General features: G+C 48.9%; 3 tRNA genes. All 3 read right to left on the bottom strand.

Annotated features, from left to right (window positions below):
* Positions 1-53 precede the first annotated feature (53 nt).
* Positions 54-125 (bottom strand) — tRNA-Glu (locus tag PV403_RS24950).
* Positions 126-139: 14 nt separating this feature from the next.
* Positions 140-231: transfer RNA gene (locus PV403_RS24945), tRNA-Ser, on the bottom strand.
* A 1-nt stretch (position 232) separates the two neighbouring features.
* Positions 233-308: transfer RNA gene (locus PV403_RS24940), tRNA-Asn, on the bottom strand.
* Between the last annotated feature and the right edge of the window lie 140 nt (positions 309-448).

The raw sequence follows: 448 nt of genomic DNA, 5'->3' as shown, positions 1-448 counted from the left end.
CCTCTGCTTGTAAGGCAGATGCTCTCCCAGCTGAGCTAAATCTCCATATAAAGTGACCCGTAGGGGATTCGAACCCCTGTTACCTCCGTGAAAGGGAGGTGTCTTAACCCCTTGACCAACGGGCCTTGCAAAAATATAGTGGCGGAGAGAGAGGGATTCGAACCCTCGAGACGCTTTTGGCGCCTACACGATTTCCAATCGTGCTCCTTCGGCCAACTCGGACACCTCTCCGTGGCTCCCCGAACAGGGCTCGAACCTGTGACAACTCGATTAACAGTCGAGTGCTCTACCAACTGAGCTATCAGGGAACATCATATATATTCAAGGATTTGCTCCCTGAAAACTAGATACGAAACAATCTTTGCAATTTATAGCATATGCTTTCGAAGTAGCTTTCCTTCAGAAAGCTTTTAGGATAAGCCCTCGACCGATTAGTACTGGTCAGCTC

It is taken from the genome of Paenibacillus sp. GYB006 (assembly GCF_036577645.1).
GTDB lineage: Bacteria > Bacillota > Bacilli > Paenibacillales > Paenibacillaceae > Paenibacillus.
The sequence above is the reverse complement of the archived record's forward strand: the minus strand, read 5'-3'. Positions and strand labels throughout refer to the sequence as shown.